The organism is Tenacibaculum sp. AWR4_210, from assembly GCF_056160945.1.
On the sequence record NZ_JBSWYF010000012.1, the window covers coordinates 89,832 to 107,308 of the forward strand.

A 17,477-nucleotide genomic window follows, 5' to 3' on the forward strand; every position below is an offset into this window, starting at 1 on the left:
GGTTACTTTTAAAACGTAAACACATTCTGTAAGGTAAATGACGTTGCCGTCAAACCTGTACTGCGTTCGTAATTAGCGATTCTAAATTCTAGGGATTTAAACTGAAATTCTCTTCGTTTGTTCAGTTTAAAACTAAGCACTCCATTACCTGGGGAAAATTTTAATCCCACTCCGTATTTATTGGCATTAAAGGCTGATAAATCAAAATCGGAGGTATAGTACTCCGCTCCTAGCTCATGCTGCCCGTAAGGCTGAAAATACTTGGCTTTTGTTTGCGCATGATACCTGTAAAAAGGATACAGCGTAAATCCGCTACCTACTTTGAGCGGTGCTTCTATCTCAAAAGTGTGTGCCGTAATATCGAAATCGTCATTGTACAAGCGGTAATACAAACGTAGAATCGCAAAATTATTCACAAAGTAATTTGCGCGTAATCCTAGGGCACGTTTCACTCTTGATCGCGGCAATCGCTCCGATTTTACTAGTTTATACTGCTCTTGAACAATACCATCTCTAAAATACACACGGTGAAAGGGTGTATTTAAGATTCCTTTTTGAAATATCATTTCCCCCGTAATGGAAGCATTTAACCTTTGATTGATATTCCCTCCATAGGTCACCCCAATATTATAGGTAAATCGAGTATCGGTTTCATAGCCCTGATTGTTCCCATTGTTTTGCTTCGGAGTGTGATAATCGTCATCGTCATCTTTTACCTTAGCGTACATTCCCATCCCAGGCCTGTCATCATCATCGTCGTCGTCATCATCGTCGTCATCATCATCATCATCGTCGTCGTCATCGTCGTCATCGTCATATCCGCCACCACCTCCAGCACCGGTATTTCTTCCGTCTCTAATTTCACCAGGGTAGATCAACAGCCATTTATCGATAAAAATACCCGCGCTGATACTCAAAAACTTATTCCCGTCTTCAGCATCTTTCTGCCAGGTAATTTTACCGTAATTTGATGTCACATCAAACTCCTTTGAAAATCCGTACATTACCGAAACGGCTGTATTCTTTTCAGGAATGAGTCGACTAAAATTTAGCGAGGCGTATTTCCGAGTATCAGCAGCTGCTAAACTACTCGTATTTGCAGTAGTTGTTGTAGCGGTACTCGCCGAAGTGACAGCTCCGTATTTATCGATGTTTGCCGTACTGGCCGAGGTATAGTGATCAAGACCTAAAGTAATTCCGAAGGTCGACACTTTATTCACCGGGATAGATACGGAAATTTGCGGTGCATTATTATCCAATTTCTCCGTTCCTAAACCTCCCGTAACGGCACCGTTGTTTCCATCTTGTTCATAGTAATTATACAAGATATCAACCTGTACCTTGTCGAGTTGTTTTATTTTAGTTTGACTAAACAGCGAGGAGACATTCAAAAATAAAAGCAGGGCAATTGTCCTTTTTAATTGCATCCACAACCTCCTCCCGCTTTGCTTCCATTGGCTCCTGAAGCACCTTCTCTATAATTTTGAGAATTGATTTCATACTGTTCTATTTTCCTTGATGACAAAGCCATATCCTCATCATTAAGGTACATTTTTTGGTAGGGTTTTACACTAGAACACTGCGCCATTAGCAAGGCTACAGCTCCTATGATCCATAGTTTTTTCATGATTTTATTTAGTTTATTTTTAGGTTTTCAGAAGTGTGTAGTTCGTTTTTATCGTCAATTAATAAACACTCAATGCCGTTCAATTGATTTATTAGTGCCAATCCTCGTTCTTTTCCCATGACAAATACAGCCGTTGCCAAGGCATCGGCCAATTCGGTATTGGTACAAAAAATAGAAACGCTCTTTAAACCAGTTACCGGCCATCCTGTTTTGGGGTTAATGATATGGGAATAGCGTTTCCCATTAAATTCGATGTATTTCGCGTAGTTACCAGAAGTTACCACCGCGCTATTTACTAACTTAAAAGTGGCAGCATTTTTAAGTACTTTATTTGGGTCAGCAAGTTGGATTAACCATTTTTGGGTAAAAGGATGTGCTCCCCAGGTGGTTAAATCCCCCCCTGCATTGACCAATCCGGCAGAAACCTTTGCTTTGATTAACACTTGTTTTACTTTTTCCGCGACATAGCCTTTGCCGATAGAGCCAAAACCAATTCGCATGCCTTTTTTCTTTAAGAACACGGTTGATTTTTTCTTATCGATCAAAATATCTCGGTAATTAATCTTAGCTACTGATTTTACTACTGCCAAACTATCGGGCAATACTTTCATCGGTTCATTGAAATACCAAAGTTTATCTAAGGAGGCGAAACTGATATCAAAGTAACCTGCTGTCAACTGGCTAATGCGCTTGCTGCGCACGATCAAATCGAGTAATTCGGCATCGACCTTTACCGGTCGAATCCCTGCCATCCTATTGACTTCAGAAGTTTGAGAGTTCGATTTCCAAGAAGAAATTAAGTTCTCTACTCTCGTTGTTTCGGAAAGTGCAATCTTAAACAGCTGCTCGGCTTTCTTTTCACTATTTGCTACTACAGAAAATTCGAAATCTACGCCCATCAACAAGGCTTTCTTTTTGAATACCTGCTGGGCAAACGTCGTGTAGGTAGTTACCATGAGTACTACCAAATACTTACAATTCACTGTTGTTTACTTTAGGTAATTATCGACATAATAAGCTGCCGACTCGCTTTTGTAACCATCAATGGAAGTCAGTAACTGACGCTCTGAGTTTAAAATCACTACCAGGGGAAAAGAACCCATTTTATTGTATTGCTCTGCAATGGATTCTCGGTAACGGATTTGCTCTTTGGTTAAGGGTTTTCGATTACGTGGAAAGTCAATATTCACCAATATGTAATCAGTAGTTGCTTTTTGCTGAAACACCGTAGTTTCGAATACTTCGTTTTTAAGCTCTTTACAAGGTTTACACCAATCGGATCCAGAAAAATACAGTAATACTTTTTTGTTTTGACTTTTCGCTAGTGTTAAAGCTTCTTCAACATTGGTAAGCCATACTCCAGCTTTGGAGATCTGAGCATGCATTTGAAATACTGCAAAAAATAATAAGATAGGGGTAATTTTTTTGTTCATTTTCGTAAAATTTCACGCAAAAATAATTTTTATTTAGAATAAATAAATATAATTTTGGTGTTTTTTTATCCCTAATTTAAATTTAGTCTAAATATAGATGAAGAATCTACTACGCGCTCTCATAACCCTACTAGTTTGTACTATTAACCTACCAGCTCAAAACAAAACCCTCGGAACTGGTACAGGAACAAGCAGTTATACACCTATAGGAATTTCCAACAAATACAACTATAGTCAATTTATTTACCTCGGTGCCGAAATTAACCACTCAGGTCCCATCACGAGTTTGACCTTTAAACTCTCCAAATCGGGAAATCTCGATATTGAAAATTTCAAAAACTGGACAGTTAAGGTAAAAATGATCGCTGCTACTCAATTTACACAAGCGGCATCATGGCCATACAACGCCACTACGATTGACGGAATGACAACCGTATATAAAGGCCCTATAACTTACGATGAGGCCACCGGTTATATACGCATTCCATTTACTCAAAACTTCGATTTCGTAAGTACAAATAATTTAGTAGTGGAAGTCTTGGAAAACACTGCAGGAAGCGGCTCGTGGAGCGCTCCAAAATTTTTGAGTTATGTCACTACACATACGAGAGTACTTTACAAATACGTGTCCTTCGGATCCAGTACCATTGACCCAACTAGCTTTACCAGTGTCAGTAACACAGAAAAAAAAGTACCGCAAGTTGTTATTGGGTTTCAACCCTCCTATTCCACGACACCTGCTGATGCAAATAAATCAGACATCAGCATTGACAAGGCAGCGGTGGTTGCCAATGGAACCGAAAAAGCTACCATACGAGTGACCTTAAAAGATGCTCTCGGAAATCCGCTGAGTAAATCGGGAGGTGTACTTACTTTTTCATCACCTGCCGTGACTACCATCACTGATAATGCAGACGGAACTTACAGCGCTCAATTCAGTACGTCTCAAGCTGGTAACTACGCATTGACAGCAACGGTAACACAACCTGGGAAACCAGCTGTTACATTGGTAAAAACAATCAGTATTACGGCACTACCCAATACGGAAACTACAGTTAAAGACAGCAATTGCGGTAATGGAACTACACGTGATGTCCCAGCTAACTACGAAGAAAATTTTAGCGGAACCAAAAACAATAGCTGGAGTATGACGCTTTATAAAAAAGAAGAAATTTCCACTTCTTCGATAAATATAACCCACATAGGTTACTATACCTGTACTACAGGAACCATCAATCCTGCCAACAAACAGCGTATTTTTATGAAAGAGGTAACGGACACTAGTATCACCAATGCAGCCCATCCAGATCTTTCAGAATTTACCGAAGTATATAGTGGAAGTATCACTTGGAGCTCCGGTACCAAGGCTCAAACAACCATTGCATTGAATACACCGTTTACATTGAGTGGGACTAAAAACCTATTGGTATACTTTCTAAACGAACACGGTGATAATATCATCAACTCAGGCTTTACCAAAACTCCAAGTTTTGTTCGTAGTAACACCACTGCTTCCGAAAAAAGATTGGTCTATAAAAAATTTACTGTCGGAACAGATCAGAGCACGACTACTGGGACGCTGAGCAATTCATTTCCAAGTACCTATTTTAAACTAGCGCCACTAAAACAGACAAATACCTTTAACGCCACATTGACCAACAATTGGGGAGATGCAGGTAATTGGAGTACAGGTAAGATCCCTAGTAGTCAAGACAATGTAATTGTCGCTCAAAACGCAACTATCAATGTAAATAGTAGTGTTAAAGACTTAACGATTACTGCAGGGGCAGTCGTGACAATTCCAAGTACGAACAACCTCAGCATCCAAGGATACTTAACCAATAATGGCAGTTTAACTATTGACTCAAATAGCAGCCATAGCGGTTCATTAATCGTCCTCGGAACCAGCACAGGAAATGTAAAATATCAACGCTATATTACTACAGACCCAGCTAGCGACAAAGGATGGCACTTGCTTTCAAGTCCCGTAAAAGGACAACTGATCAGTGATTTCAAAGATGAATTGTTAACCAAAGCTACAAAGTACGCTTTTGCTCAGTACAAGAACAATCGAGCAGCTGCAACTCGCTGGGAATACCTGACAACGACCACCATTAACGGGCAAGAACTGGTTCCTTTAGAAGGATATTCAGTAAAAGTAAAAGCCGCTACCAAACTTTCATTGACCGGAACTTTGCATGCTGACCTAACCAAAGTGCTTACAGATGGAAGTGCCCACAGTGGCAATCGATGGAATCTTATTGGAAATCCATATACCGCAGCTCTCCAGGTAACCAACAGTACGGATCCGAACAAAAACTTTTTAAAAGTCAATATACAAGCCGCCTCTCTTGATCCGCTTCGATCGGGAATTTTTGTATGGAATGGGAGTCGCTACCAAGAAAAATCTGTAGATGATGCTGCGTTTTACCTGGCCCCTGGGCAAGCCTTTTTTGTGCATGCCAAAGATGGAGGAGCTTCACAGGTCGTATTCAACAGAACCATGTTGACCCATCAAAACAACCTAAGTCTTATGAGAACTGCTTCGAATGCCCTTACGGAAATCCAGCTTAGCATTGACGATACAAACAGCAGAAATACGACAAAAGTCAGATATATTCACGGAAAAACTACGGGATTAGACATTGGTTCAGACATTGCCACCTTTACAGCTACCCAGCAAAAAATAGGTATCTACACCCAACTTGTCTCTGGTGAATACACAGAAGACTTCGCCATTCAAGCACTACCGAATAGCGATTACGAAACGATGATCGTTCCTATTGGCACCTATATCCATAACAACAATGCTCGTGTATCTATTGGCGTACAACTCAACAAATTCCCGCAGGATATCACATGCTATTTGGAAGACAAAAAGACCGGAGAAATTGAAAAACTATCGGATGGGAAACAGCTTGTTAAAAATCTGAGTTCAGCAGATAACGGGACAGGACGTTTTTACCTACATACCAAAAGTTCAAAGGTATTAAGTACTACAGAAGTTCCAGTACGCGAAGTACTAACCTACTACAGCAACGGTCAGTTGATACTCAAAGGTTTTGAAGGGAACTGTCAAATTACCCTCTTTACAACTGCTGGTGCCTCTGTTTTCAATGAGAAAATTATTGGTAGTGGTGACAATAGCCTTCCTCTACCACAACTAACTCCTGGAATTTACCTGTGTAAGGTACACTCAAACTCACAAAACATTACAAAGAAAATACAAATCAACTAATGGAAAATTCCCCTAATAACATTTCCCGAAAAGCTGCCTTAAAAAAACTAGGACACTTCAGTAAATACGCGGCATTAACAGCATTAGGTACCTATACCTTATTGAGTCCTCAAAAAGCACAAGCAACAAGTCCTGAAGATCCAGGAACTAATTTCTAACCTGTTTGCTATGAAAAACACACTTTGTTTTCTGAGAATTTTGAAGGAAGAGTTTTGCGAATATGCAAGGCTCTTCCCTCTATCAGAAATCCTGCCTGAATGCTCTGTAAAGTATTTTCATACACTTCACCTCTTCTGTATTGGTCTTTACCTAATGATGCCCAGTCCAACCCTAATGGCGCAAGAGGTTCAAGTGGGTAGTACGGTATGCGGTTCATCTATTAACACCAACGTACCAGCTCGTTACGACGACGGTTCGTGGAATGGTGGTAAGAACAACAGTTGGTCATTGCTATTATACAAACAAGGCTCCTTAGTTAACAGTGCTAAAAAATTAGTCTCACTTAGTTTTTTTATCGACTGCGGCAGTAGTAAAAGTTATACCACTGTGAGTAATCAAAGAATTTATATTAAAGAAACAACGTTAACGGCACTACGTTCTAATAGCCATCCTGATCTAAGCAGCTTTACCAAAGTTTATGATGGAAGCGTTACTTGGAAGCGCGGCAACAGTTTAACGAATTCAAAAAATGTGATTAGGCTTCAAACGCCATTTCAGTATTCCGGAACTAAATCCTTATTAATTTATTTCGAAAACGAATCAGGAATTGGCGTGTCCATGTTTTCCAGTATTCCTTTTCTCTGGGATCATCAGGGAAACAATACCGTGGTTTATACCCAATACAAAGCCTCTAACAAAACTAGTAGTACGGGGAGTTTTGACAAAACCCTGCCTGTAACTTCTTTTACCTTTGAAAACTCAGGCACACCGCCAAACATAACCCTGCAGAGTAAGGCCGCTATTTGCGGTGCCGTTGCTTTCCAATTTACAGGCGTAACAGCAACCAACTATACCAGCCTCTCTTGGAGTACAGCTACAGGAGGTTCCTTTAATGATGCCACACTATTAAACCCTATGTACACCCCCAGCGCTGTGGATGTCAGTAATGGAAGTGTTGTTCTGACACTACATGCCTCCAATACTCACGGTACCACAACCGCAAATTACACACTAGATATCAACCAAATTCCCACTGCTAAAATTATCAAAAAATAACCCATGAAAAACTTTACTTTACTACCTATGCTCGTGCTACTCATATTGCACGGCATCACAGCTTTCGCTATTGACTTACCCAAACTTCCTAAGAGTAAAATAATACAGACTACGACAAACTACTCCTTTACTAGTTTAAGTGAAATTAGTTTATGCGTCGGTGAAAAACTCGCTTTAACAGCAGAAGACGCTGGTTCAGGAGCGAGCTACCTATGGAAAAAAGGGAGTAGTACAGTGTCGAATACACAAGATCTCATCATCAACAATGTAACACTCAGTCACGCGGGTATCTATACCTTAACTGTCATTAAAAATACCTGTACCAATACCGCTCAAATTGAAGTAAAAATCAATACTGCCCCAGCTACTCCTACCTTAACCCATACCGCCGCAACTTGTGCCAATGCCAGTTCGCATAGGATTAGCAACTACGATGCTAGTGTAAGTTATACCTTTAGCCCTGCTGGGCCTACTGTCAACGCAGGTGGAAACATCACTGGAATGGTTGCTGGGACAAATTATACCGTGAAAGCCACTAAAAACACTTGCGAATCATCAAACTCTAGTAGCTTTAGTGCGAATAACAAATTAGTTACCCCAGCAATCCCTTTGGTTACTACCAATTCGGCAACCTGTAGTAGTAAAGGAAGCAGTGCAATCACTAATTACGATGCTACGGTAACGTATATCTTTAGCCCTGCTGGGCCTAGTGTTGCCACGGGAGGTGCGATTTCCGGAATGACTATAGGAACGAATTATACTGTAAAAGCTCAAAAATTGACCTGTAGTTCAGTTGCTTCTAGTACATTCTCTATTGCAGCACAACTTCCAACGCCAGCAACTCCACTACTGGCGAGTACGGCAGCTACTTGTACTCGTAATGAAATTATCAAAATTACGAACTACGATGCCAGCCTGAGCTATACCTTTAATCCTGCAGGCCCTACTGTAAGTGCCACAGGAGAGGTATCGGGTATGACCATTGGTACTAACTATACTGTAAAAGCAGTAAAATCAGGCTGTTCTTCAGGTACTTCAACCGCATTTGATCAGGCTGCTCAACTCACAACTCCAGCCATACCAATCATCAACAGCACTGCTGCCACGTGTAGCCATGATGGTACTAGTAGCATACAAAACTACGATGCTGGAACTACCTATATTTTCAGTCCAACTGGGCCTAGTGTAGGGGCATCTGGAGCGATATCCGGAATGACTGTGGGAACCAGTTATACCGTCATTGCTCAAAAAAGCACCTGTCAATCAAATGCTTCCTCAGCATTTAGCAATACTGGACAGTTACCCGCACCTAAAGCGATTATTAAGAAAAAATAAGTTGGAACCAAGCGATTATGTCATGTCATAACATCAATAAAAAGGGCTTTGTTGCCAGGGTGTATCGGCAACTAGTATGTCTTTTGCTAGTCGTAAATAGCTACTCCCAGCCTTGTATGGCAAGAGCGCTAACGACCTTAGGCCAAAGTCACTCCTTAACAAGTAGTCTTCGAGAACTCACGCTTTGTGAGGGTGACGACCTGAAACTCACTGCGGAGTTTCAGGCTGGCGCTCGATATATCTGGGAAACAGCCGACAGTAAAATGATTGCAAATCGCGATCTAATTCGGCATAAAGTAACTCCGGCTATGCAAGGAACCTATACTTTGAGCGTGCTCTTGAACGGTTGTACAGCTACAGCTAAGGTACAGGTAAACATTATTCCCAAGCCCAACGCGGGGTCCGATGGCACCTTGGTATTGTTAGAAGGTCAAACTCCTAGTGAATCTATGCTGTTTAGCGCTCTTGGAGGACAACCTGATCTAGGAGGTACATGGACGCATAAGGGGCAACACTACACCTATACTGTTACCGGAAAGGCCCCGTGCAATACGAATGCTTCAGCACGCGTACACATCACTAACACCTTTCGAATTCCCAATGGATTTTCACCCAATGGTGATGCCATTAATGACGTATGGGTTACGCTCCCCAACATTAGCACTCAATACCCTCAAAATGAACTCCTAGTATTTAACCGAAGAAATGAAATCGTATACCAGGCAAGGCCTTATAAAAATGATTGGAATGGTAAAGCGACAAATAGCAGGGTTTTTAAGGCACAAGTTACACTGCCTGAAGGTCCTTACTACTACCTATTAGCTCTAAACGACAAATCAAAAACTGTATTAAAAGGATGGGTCTACATAAAATATTGATACACTATCGAAGGACGTTTTGTTTGCTAGGCATGATTACAAGCTTACTTACTCCTGCATTTTGCGCAGCGCAAAACCAGCCCGATTTCTCTGCATTTAGTTCCAATTTACAGGTCATAAATCCGGCGTTCAGTGGTAAAAACGGCGCTACGCAACTTGTTGCCCATCATCGCAAAGTATGGTCTGGAATGCAATACCCCATTCACTCTAGTCTTTTGGGGATTAGTGCCCCTGTGGGCGGAAACTGGGGATTAGGGATTCAGTTAGTGAACGACAATTTTCAGTTTTTCAACAACCACAGTATTACCGCAAACATCTCCTATGCCATTCAACTCAATCAATCTCATGATTTACTATTTGGCATGGGGATCACTGGGGAACAATTTGTGCCTGATTTTTCGGGTATACGCACTCATACTCCCAATGATCCAGAATTTATAAATGCACAGCGTACTAGCCGAGCCTCCTTAAGCATAGGAATTGCCTTGCGCAACTCGGATTACTACCTACATGCCGTGGGATTCAATCTTAGCAACCTCCACCGAAATACGTATCGGATCAATGCTGGAGGAGGGCTCTTTACCGACCTCAATGACTCGGTATACCTCACCAACAGTTTCTTACTGCGGATGGAACCCGGAACTCCTATGAATGCCGACATCACGAGTATGGTATCTTACCTCAGCAAGTATCATTTTGGTTTCGGATATCGCTGGAATAGCAGTGTTTCTATCAATGCGCTAATCGATGCCAATCCATGGCTTCAACTAGGATACTCATATGGTATTCCTACGAATACTTTATACACACATACATCGGGCAGTCATGAATTTTTCATGAGATTTTTTTTACTTCAAAAAAGATCCTCGCGATTTTCTTGGCGCCCCAATTGCTTTTAAACTATCACAAAAATGAAAAGACACTTACTATTTGTTCATAAAACGATTACGTATATGAAACCAATTACTTACTTACTCCTCTTATTTATCGGTATTCAAACCAGCTTTGCTCAAGACGGTGAGGTTACTGTGGGCAATCCGATTTGCGGCACCTCTATTACCAAAACGGCACCTGCTCGTTATGATTACGTACTTGAAAAGGAAAACAGTTGGGTTACCATGCTGTATACCTCAGCCCAAATAGGTGCTTCCGGAAAAATTAAAGCCCTCGCCTTTTTTGTGGATTGTAAAGTAGGCTCCGCCTGTAATTTTCAAACTGCTAAAAATCAAAAAATCTACATCAAAGAAGTAGACTATTCCGAGCTTCCTTCGGCCAACGAACCTGACTTGAGCACGTATACACTTGTTTATAGTGGTGACATTACCTGGAGACGAGGCGGTACTGTAGAAAACTCGAAAACACAAATTATTTTAGACAGTCCTTTCAACTACGGAGGATCTAAAAATTTAGCGATCTATTTCAGCAACGAAAATGACGAACCCCTTGGAAGCCCAATAGGCTGCGGTAGTTCACCTGCTTTTCTTTGGAACTATTCAGGTGCTAACACCGTGAGTTATGAGTTTTACAAAAAAGGTGGAAAGACTAAAAATGGGCGCTTAGACACCCAATTGCCCATGCTTCGATTTTATTTCGGTGATATTAACACAGACGACCATAGTCCGTCAGCGGAAAAATCGCTCATCACAGCAAACCCAACATCGATCAAAGCCAATGGTGTGGCTTCGAGTTTGATTACCGTACAACTTTACAATAAAAACGGTAGTATACTCAATCATGCCAATCAGCGGGTTACGTTGCAAACTACAGCAGGAAAACTCAGCAGTGTCACCGACAAAAAGAATGGGAGTTATACCGCTTACCTTACGAGTAGTACTCTTAAAGAAACAGCGACGATTACTGGAACCTTAAACGGTAATCCCATAACCGACACCGAAAAGGTTCGGTTTGTAAAAGACGGTTCAGGTAACCCTACTGATCCTACCGACCCGACCTCACCTAGCACACCAAATAACGGTTTACCCAAAGATCTAGTTCAAGGGTTTTCACCTGATGGCGATGGCGTCAATGATTATTGGGAAATATTCCCGAATGTGCTTTCAAAATACCCCAACAATGAACTTCTGATATTTAACAGACAGGGAAACAAGGTATACGAAGCGGCTCCTTACAACAATGAATGGAATGGAAAATCAACCGGAAAAATCACCATCGGTAGTGACCGAAAACTCCCTGTAGGTCCGTACTACTTCATTTTTAACACAGGTGAAAACAATCAAATTTTTAAAGGATGGGTATACTTAAACTACTAAAAAAAGACGTTATGAATATTAAAATTCTCGGTACGTTATTACTCTTAATCATCAGCGCTGAGGTAGTAGCTCAAAACACCGTTAACTACAACTTGTACAATTACAGTCTCAACCTCATTAACCCAGCTTTTGCTGGACGAGAGCGCAATACACAATTACTAATCAACTCTAGGATGCAATGGACTGGAGTTCCCGATGCGCCCAGAACGAATACGTTTGCCCTTACTATTCCCTTTAAAAACAACCTCGGTATAGGACTCAACGTAATCAGCGATAAGATTTTTGTTTTTAATCAAACCCAAGTGTCCTTAGACATTTCCTACCAACTCCAATTATCGGATGAACAACAATTACTATTTGGTATAAAAGCACAAGGAAACATCTATAGTGGAGCTATCGATCAAATTAAAATCGCTACCCAAAACGATGCCTTTTTTGCTGAAGCTGTAAACAAATTCAGTCCAAACTTCTCCGTTGGAGCGGCCATAGTACATGAAGATTATACGTTACATGCCGTTATCAAAGGAGTATTATTTGACAATCGCTACAAAGACATGCAAGGACTTAAAAAGAAAAACAGACTCGATATTGCCTTCGGAGGATTGTACAATTTACCCATCGATGACCGCTTTACCTTAGTCCCATCAATATTAGTTAACATTGCTCCAGGAGCTCCTTTGGCATTCGATCTAAACAACACCTTAAAAATCAACGACAAACACCAAGTAGGACTTTCGTATTCATGGAATAATTCCCTGCAACTAAACGGCCTTATCGGCATTTCAAAATGGTTAAAAATGGGCTATGGATATACCCATTACACCAATGAAATAAGCAGTTATCAAAGCGGTAGTCATGAATTGATGCTCTTGTGTAATATGGATACTATTTTTTAAAAAATTCGGAAACAAAAAAAACCACTGAGCAGCTCAGTGGTTTTTTTATTACTTTAATTTCTTCATCCAAAGGGTCCCTTTAATCAGCACCTGTATATTTGAATCCGTATAATTAGGACTCTGCAAATCTCCTTCATCATTCACGTGATTCCATTGCCAAGTAGCCCCGCCATCAGATGAATAACACGATTCTCCTCCTGCTCCTACAACATGTATCAAACCAGCATCCACCACTTTAAACGATTGCATAAGCGCCTCAAAAGGCAGTTTCCCGACTAAGCTAAACGTAGTTCCCCCATCGATAGTTTTATAAATTCTTCTTGAAAAAGCATCCCCAAGGTAAAACTCCTGATTATTTACATATTGAAAAATAGCTTCTTTACCGTGCGTTACAGGAAGATCTATCGTTTTCCAATGCTTCCCTGCATCGGTACTGAGGTGTAAAGCTCCTGTTTTTTTAGCATATAAATACATGGTATTACCAGCAACGTGTACCAGTTTACCTTCTGGCATAAAGGCTGCAAATTCATAAACGGCATTCCATGTTTGTCCACCGTTGGTCGTTTTCATCAATTTACTTTTTGCAGCGCCTTCTGAAACGATTACCCATCCTTCTCGAGCATCCATAAAATTATACCCCGATTTTAATCCTCCTGTTAACTGAAAAGGTTTCCACGAAGCTCCCCCATCAACACTACGAGTGCAATTAGATTGATCTTCTTCTAAACTAACGACGATACTTTTATCGGGTTGTAAATAAAAATTTGCTGTATCCGTTAACAGCACCGGAAGCTCCTTCCAACTCTTACCTCCGTCATTGGTTTTAAACAAGGCTGTTTTTTGTGAAATTGACTTTTCCGTAATAGCGTAAGCTTCTGTCGGTGACACAAACGAAACTTTCTTAAACGTTTTATCAAAAGCTACCTTAGTCCAAGCATCGTCTTGGACCTTGATATCGGTAGCCGACACCAACTTAGCTCCAATATAATACTTGATACTTCCACTTCCTTTGCCAGCAGAAGCAAACTTAATTTCTGAAGGTGTTTGCGAACTCAAAGAAAGCGCAGCTTCATTCCAGGTAATTTTGGTAATTTCATTTAGACCCGTTCCGGTCACGACAACTTCTTCTCCTTTTTTCACAATTTTTGGACTTACAGCAATTGTCGAAGCTTGTTTTAAACTTTCTGGAGTATCTGAACAACTCGTAAGCAGGGCAGCAAATGCCACTAGGGTCACCCCTTGTAATTTTTTCATAGTTTCAATTTTTAATTCGCTCTTTTAGCATCAAAAAACATACCAAAAAAGAAACTATACTAGTTAAAAAAACAATTAATTTTTCAAACGGGATTTAGGAATTCAAAATCAAGGAATTCATCATATTTACAACAGTACTAATACGAGTGACAGTGCAACCAGTACTCCAATTTTCACCCATTTTACTCGCTGCCAAAATAGCGCTGAGGTAATGTAATGGCGAAGCTTATCGGCAGTTAATGCCATTCCAGAAAACACTAAAAATGCCTGTACCATAAACAAAGCACCCAGTACAGTTATTTGTACGGCATACGGCCATCCTTCTTCCGCAACAAATTGCGGTAAAAATGCAATAAAAAACAAGGTCACTTTCGGATTGAGTACATTCATGACAACTCCTTTTTGAAAGAGTTTCCCAAACGACTCATTCACAGCTTCATCGGATTCCCATTGAACAGTTACTGCTGTTTTTTCTCGAAAAGCTGTATAAGCGAGGTACAACATATACAGTGCGCCCAATACTTTTATCCCTAACAAAATTTTGGGAGAGGTTTGCAAGATCAATGCTACACCCGTAGCAATACCTAGTGTATGCACAAGTACTCCCGATGCCAAGCCTGCGGATAGGCCTATACCTTGCCTTTTTCCTTTGGTTACGCTTTCAGTGACCACTAATAAATTGTCGGGTCCCGGCATAAGCGCTAAGCTGACAGCCGCAATAAGAAACGAAACAACTAAACTCAATTCCATAATTTTTAGTTTTTAGGTTACAACAAAATTAAAAGACACCCAATCGCCAAACGTATTAAAAACTACCTTTTTACTATGAATTTAGGTTTGTGAGTTTTCAAAGTATTCCTATTTTGCATCAAAAAGTTGTCTAGTATGTTACTCCGAATCGTATTTATTGTAGGAATTGTCATCTTGGCCTATATCGTATTTTGGTACAATTTGCTCATCATGTTTACCGAAACTTGAAGTACCATTTTAAACAGTTATTTATTTTACTACGTATTATACCTGTTTGCAAAGGACCTTCTTTTTGGGTGTATCTCAAAAAACCGACGCGCATTACTTTTAAACTGTATTGTTATCAGTACCAGTGCCATTTTTTTCCTCATTAATGGAAAATCTTTATTGAACCTTACGGACCATAATCTAGTTGTTTTTTACCTTTTTGTAGGAATGTCTGCTAGCTATTTGAGTACCTTTGTAGTACGCCTTAAAAAACTCGTATTTGCATGAAAAAGTTATTTCTAGATGATGTAAGAACCATTGATATGGTGTATCCTAACAGTTCGGAAGACGAATTTGACATCGTTCGTTCGTATTCAGCTTTTGTAGCCCATATCAAACAATACGGTTTGCCTGATTTTATCAGTTTCGATAACGATCTAGGACTGGATGAGCGCGGTGAAATCGCCCCTGATGGCCTGGCAGCCGCCAAATGGCTCGTATACGAATCAGGGTTCGATTTAAAAAACTTAACTTTTGCAGTCCACTCGGCCAACCCGGTAGCAGCAGAACAAATAAGAGGCTTATTAACCAATTACCTTCGTTTTTTACACGGTAACTAACGAAGCTTTTCTAATACTTTAAGAGCTATTGTTTCCGGATCTGCTTCTATTTGGTTGACCAAAACAACTACGCATCTCTGGCCAAACGGCTCATAGAGTATATACGAACTATATGCAATGGTTTCTCCTGAATGAAAATAACGAGGGCCATTTATCAATTCTTCAACAAAAATTCCAGCGCCATAATTTAGTCCGTCGTCTCCTTTTCCGGTTTTGAGCATGGCTTTCATCGAGGCTTCGGAGAGTACTTTGCCTCCAAACAGCGCTTCGTACCAACGTAGCATATCAAAGGCATTCGAAAATATACTACCCGCGGGTCCTGCAAGACTCTTAATTCCATTTCTTGAAAATTCTTTTAAACTCTTCCCTTTAGACAACCAAGAATAGGCTAAAGATGTATTTTTTGACGGAGTGCCCCAGTAAAAGGTATGCTTTAAACCCAAAGGAACCAGAATTTCCTCATTCAATAACTCAGCATAGCTTTTTTTAGTGACACGTTCTAGAATTAATCCGAGTATCGTATAATTGATATTGGAGTATTTGTATTGTGTACCAGGAGCAAAATACGGTTGTTTAAGTGCTGAAAAATAGGTAGAATTCGAAATAGCTTTTTCTGGCTCACTCAAAGCCCTATTGATCAAATCATCGGATTCATTCAAAGGATCATAAATACCGCTAGCATGATGTAATAATTGATTTACAGTAATGTTTTTATCAATGTGATTCACTTCAAATTCAGGCAGTAACTCCTCAATAGTCTGATTTGATGACAACAGGCCCTTTTCCATACACTTATACACCAAAACGGCTGTAAATGTTTTCGTATTACTTCCGATACCGAAGCTCATTTCTTCTGTAACTGGAACCTCTTTTTCTGAATTCCCATAAGCTCTTACCGTATAATTTCCTTTCCCATTAGCCACTCCAACAACGTATCCGCCATAGTCAATAAATTGCTCTTGATCGCTTGTGGCATCTGTAATTTTTTGCTTCATCGCATAATCGTTAATGGCTTTTTGGGTCAAGCTAGCCGGAAGCACGAGATTTGCCTTGGTATACAAACCAAGTACATCGGGTTTTTGAACTAAAGATACATAATTAGCCATGGTACTTTTAAACAATTCCCAACGCTTGATAGGTGTAAAATTATCATCCGCTGTTTTCACTTCTGTAATGAGTAAGTTCACTACTGCGCTTTGATGCAAGGGAGGCAACGAATTAATTGTATTTCGATACTCGTTCTCATACTTGACTTGTTGAGGATACCATTTACCTTTTAGCAAAGCATAGCGAACTTTTACTTTATGCCTAAGAATCATTTGAATACTCTTAACGTCCATCTCTAAACCGGCCAGTCCTTTTCCCATGGTCACATTGCGACGTGCGCGTATTTTTTTGTCTTCCAATAGCTTTTCATCTAGTACATAATCAAAACCCACAATCGCTTTTGAAGCCTTATCGATGAGTATCGACCCACTATAAGGTGTTTCTGCCTGCACTTGTTTAGGTTCAAACTCAAAAACGTACACTGCTCGTCCTAAATAGCTACTCGACTCTTTAAAAATGAAACTGTATTTCTCTAGATTTTCTAACTTTAAAAAATCGGCTCTTCTCTTCACTTTATCGCATGCCAACACTCCTAAAGGGCCCCCTGAAATAGAACAAGCCTCCAAATCTGCTACTAATTTTGAAGCTTTTGATCCTTGAGGTAATCCTAAGCCACGTTGAAACAATCCATATCGTACCTGTTGTGT

At 40.3% G+C, this 17,477-nt stretch carries 16 protein-coding genes; 9 read left to right on the forward strand and 7 right to left on the reverse strand.

What is annotated here, in order from left to right:
• Positions 1-8 precede the first annotated feature (8 nt).
• From ACXAG7_RS18070 to ACXAG7_RS18085, 4 genes are read right to left on the reverse strand one after another with little or no spacing between them, the layout of a single operon-like run.
• On the reverse strand, positions 9-1,427 hold the full coding sequence (locus tag ACXAG7_RS18070; RefSeq protein ID WP_476667702.1) for a DUF3570 domain-containing protein: 1,419 nt from the start codon (positions 1,425-1,427) through the stop codon (positions 9-11).
• Complete coding sequence (locus tag ACXAG7_RS18075) at positions 1,418-1,627, reverse strand: DUF4266 domain-containing protein (protein ID WP_408042600.1); 210 nt, start codon at positions 1,625-1,627, stop codon at positions 1,418-1,420. The genes ACXAG7_RS18070 and ACXAG7_RS18075 overlap by 10 nt, the downstream gene beginning before the upstream one ends.
• Positions 1,628-1,635: 8 nt before the next feature.
• Positions 1,636-2,610 carry an FAD:protein FMN transferase gene (locus ACXAG7_RS18080; RefSeq protein ID WP_476667703.1) on the reverse strand — a complete coding sequence of 325 codons (975 nt, stop codon included), beginning with the start codon at positions 2,608-2,610 and terminating at the stop codon, positions 1,636-1,638.
• 6 nt (positions 2,611-2,616) lie between these two features.
• Positions 2,617-3,060, reverse strand: a complete 444-nt coding sequence (locus ACXAG7_RS18085; RefSeq protein ID WP_476667704.1) for a thioredoxin family protein — start codon at positions 3,058-3,060, stop codon at positions 2,617-2,619.
• Positions 3,061-3,157: 97 nt separating this feature from the next.
• Here ACXAG7_RS18085 and ACXAG7_RS18090 point away from each other — a divergent pair, with 97 nt between their 5' ends.
• From ACXAG7_RS18090 to ACXAG7_RS18125, 8 genes are all read left to right on the forward strand, one after another.
• The gene (locus ACXAG7_RS18090) at positions 3,158-6,298 is read left to right on the forward strand and encodes an invasin domain 3-containing protein (RefSeq protein WP_476667705.1); all 3,141 of its coding nucleotides are present in this window, start codon (positions 3,158-3,160) and stop codon (positions 6,296-6,298) included.
• Complete coding sequence (locus tag ACXAG7_RS18095) at positions 6,298-6,456, forward strand: hypothetical protein (protein WP_476667706.1); 159 nt, start codon at positions 6,298-6,300, stop codon at positions 6,454-6,456. Before ACXAG7_RS18090 ends, ACXAG7_RS18095 begins: the two co-directional genes overlap by 1 nt.
• 10 nt (positions 6,457-6,466) lie before the next feature.
• Positions 6,467-7,513, forward strand: a complete 1,047-nt coding sequence (locus tag ACXAG7_RS18100; RefSeq protein ID WP_476667707.1) for a hypothetical protein — start codon at positions 6,467-6,469, stop codon at positions 7,511-7,513.
• Between the two features lie 3 nt (positions 7,514-7,516).
• A complete protein-coding gene (locus ACXAG7_RS18105) occupies positions 7,517-8,848 on the forward strand; it encodes an immunoglobulin domain-containing protein (RefSeq protein ID WP_476667708.1) in 1,332 nt (443 codons plus the stop codon).
• Positions 8,849-8,964: 116 nt separating this feature from the next.
• Positions 8,965-9,726, forward strand: a complete 762-nt coding sequence (locus ACXAG7_RS18110; RefSeq protein WP_476667709.1) for a gliding motility-associated C-terminal domain-containing protein — start codon at positions 8,965-8,967, stop codon at positions 9,724-9,726.
• Positions 9,727-9,758: 32 nt separating this feature from the next.
• Positions 9,759-10,625, forward strand: coding sequence for a PorP/SprF family type IX secretion system membrane protein (locus ACXAG7_RS18115; protein WP_476667710.1), 867 nt, complete (start codon positions 9,759-9,761; stop codon positions 10,623-10,625).
• 54 nt (positions 10,626-10,679) lie between these two features.
• Complete coding sequence (locus tag ACXAG7_RS18120; protein WP_476667711.1) at positions 10,680-11,996, forward strand: T9SS type B sorting domain-containing protein; 1,317 nt, start codon at positions 10,680-10,682, stop codon at positions 11,994-11,996.
• A gap of 11 nt (positions 11,997-12,007) precedes the next feature.
• Positions 12,008-12,892 (forward strand): PorP/SprF family type IX secretion system membrane protein, encoded by an 885-nt coding sequence (locus ACXAG7_RS18125; RefSeq protein WP_476667712.1) that lies wholly within the window; start codon positions 12,008-12,010, stop codon positions 12,890-12,892.
• A gap of 48 nt (positions 12,893-12,940) precedes the next feature.
• Here ACXAG7_RS18125 and ACXAG7_RS18130 read toward each other — a convergent pair whose 3' ends face one another.
• Positions 12,941-14,146, reverse strand: coding sequence for a WD40/YVTN/BNR-like repeat-containing protein (locus ACXAG7_RS18130; RefSeq protein ID WP_476667713.1), 1,206 nt, complete (start codon positions 14,144-14,146; stop codon positions 12,941-12,943).
• A gap of 126 nt (positions 14,147-14,272) precedes the next feature.
• Positions 14,273-14,896, reverse strand: coding sequence for a LysE family translocator (locus ACXAG7_RS18135; RefSeq protein WP_476667714.1), 624 nt, complete (start codon positions 14,894-14,896; stop codon positions 14,273-14,275).
• 491 nt (positions 14,897-15,387) lie between these two features.
• On the opposite strand from ACXAG7_RS18135, the gene ACXAG7_RS18140 reads away from it, so the two are divergent.
• Positions 15,388-15,723 (forward strand): cyclic-phosphate processing receiver domain-containing protein, encoded by a 336-nt coding sequence (locus ACXAG7_RS18140; protein ID WP_476667715.1) that lies wholly within the window; start codon positions 15,388-15,390, stop codon positions 15,721-15,723.
• Here the strand turns inward: ACXAG7_RS18140 and ACXAG7_RS18145 are convergent.
• Positions 15,720-17,477: serine hydrolase (locus ACXAG7_RS18145; RefSeq protein WP_476667716.1), on the reverse strand; the 1,758-nt coding region annotated here is incomplete at its 5' end. The two genes, ACXAG7_RS18140 and ACXAG7_RS18145, sit on opposite strands and share 4 nt — an antisense overlap.

What these genes read in the sequence shown, in the direction of transcription:
- ACXAG7_RS18095 (WP_476667706.1), top strand. Translation starts at nt 6,298, where the DNA reads ATGGAAAATTCCCCTAATAACATTTCCCGAAAAGCTGCCTTAAAAAAA.
- ACXAG7_RS18140 (WP_476667715.1), top strand. Translation starts at nt 15,388, where the DNA reads ATGAAAAAGTTATTTCTAGATGATGTAAGAACCATTGATATGGTGTAT.
- ACXAG7_RS18110 (WP_476667709.1), top strand. Translation starts at nt 8,965, where the DNA reads ATGGCAAGAGCGCTAACGACCTTAGGCCAAAGTCACTCCTTAACAAGT.
- ACXAG7_RS18100 (WP_476667707.1), top strand. Translation starts at nt 6,467, where the DNA reads ATGAAAAACACACTTTGTTTTCTGAGAATTTTGAAGGAAGAGTTTTGC.
- ACXAG7_RS18115 (WP_476667710.1), top strand. Translation starts at nt 9,759, where the DNA reads ATGATTACAAGCTTACTTACTCCTGCATTTTGCGCAGCGCAAAACCAG.
- ACXAG7_RS18090 (WP_476667705.1), top strand. Translation starts at nt 3,158, where the DNA reads ATGAAGAATCTACTACGCGCTCTCATAACCCTACTAGTTTGTACTATT.
- ACXAG7_RS18070 (WP_476667702.1), bottom strand. Translation starts at nt 1,427, where the DNA reads ATGCAATTAAAAAGGACAATTGCCCTGCTTTTATTTTTGAATGTCTCC.
- ACXAG7_RS18075 (WP_408042600.1), bottom strand. Translation starts at nt 1,627, where the DNA reads ATGAAAAAACTATGGATCATAGGAGCTGTAGCCTTGCTAATGGCGCAG.
- ACXAG7_RS18085 (WP_476667704.1), bottom strand. Translation starts at nt 3,060, where the DNA reads ATGAACAAAAAAATTACCCCTATCTTATTATTTTTTGCAGTATTTCAA.
- ACXAG7_RS18120 (WP_476667711.1), top strand. Translation starts at nt 10,680, where the DNA reads ATGAAACCAATTACTTACTTACTCCTCTTATTTATCGGTATTCAAACC.
- ACXAG7_RS18130 (WP_476667713.1), bottom strand. Translation starts at nt 14,146, where the DNA reads ATGAAAAAATTACAAGGGGTGACCCTAGTGGCATTTGCTGCCCTGCTT.
- ACXAG7_RS18105 (WP_476667708.1), top strand. Translation starts at nt 7,517, where the DNA reads ATGAAAAACTTTACTTTACTACCTATGCTCGTGCTACTCATATTGCAC.
- ACXAG7_RS18135 (WP_476667714.1), bottom strand. Translation starts at nt 14,896, where the DNA reads ATGGAATTGAGTTTAGTTGTTTCGTTTCTTATTGCGGCTGTCAGCTTA.
- ACXAG7_RS18125 (WP_476667712.1), top strand. Translation starts at nt 12,008, where the DNA reads ATGAATATTAAAATTCTCGGTACGTTATTACTCTTAATCATCAGCGCT.